The organism is Lentimicrobium sp. L6, from assembly GCF_013166655.1.
In the GTDB taxonomy this organism is placed as follows: Bacteria; Bacteroidota; Bacteroidia; order Bacteroidales; family UBA12170; genus UBA12170.
Genome location: NZ_JABKCA010000184.1, coordinates 1 through 768 on the forward strand (window position 1 = coordinate 1; position 768 = coordinate 768).

Below are 768 nucleotides of genomic sequence, written 5' to 3' on the forward strand. Positions count from 1 at the left end.
CGTGGCTCATATTATTCAGAAAAGCAGTTTTTAAGCGGTTGCTTTCTTCGGCTTTTTCTTTGGCCAGAATCAAATCGGTGTTAAGCAGTTTTAGTTCAGTAACGTCCTGATTAATGACCTGAAAATGTTTTTCTCTATTCCAGATGACTTCTTTTCGCCACACTCTCAGGTGCCTGATTTCTCCATTTTTTCGCAGGATGCTTTTTTCGTAATCATAAACATCTCCACCTGTTTGCCTGATTGTTTTTCTTTCCTGATGTTTCTGATAGCTTTGCTCGGTGTATCGGTCTATTACTTTAGTTTTATGAAATTCGTCTGGAGTAGAGAATTCATAAATATCCAAAAGTGCTTTGTTGACATAGATGGTTTTTCCTTTCTGGTTTACAATTCTGATACCTAATGGCGACTCATCGATGGAGTGTCTGAAGTTGTCCTCGGCTTGTTTACGCTCGGTGATGTCTTCAGCTACTTTAATATAATTGACGATTTTGCCTTGCTCATCAAATATGGGCGAAACGGAAGCTATTTCCCAAAACAATTCACCGTTTTTCTTTTTATTGTGAAACTCACCTCTCCACGTGTTTCCTGAAGATATTGTTTCCCACAGTTCTTTATAAAATTCTTCAGATTGTTCTCCCGATTTTAATACACGGGGATTTTGCTCGATTGCTTCTTCCGTGCTATAACCCGTACTTTCAGTAAATTGAGGATTTACATATTCAAGGTTTCCTTTGGTATCGGTAATGGCAATTACCGATGGACTTTGTT

General features: G+C 38.3%; 1 protein-coding gene. It reads right to left on the reverse strand.

Features of this window, described 5'->3' with window-relative positions; all coding sequences use genetic code 11:
- Positions 1-768: PAS domain S-box protein (locus HNS38_RS20125; protein WP_172347013.1), on the reverse strand; the 768-nt coding region annotated here is incomplete at both ends.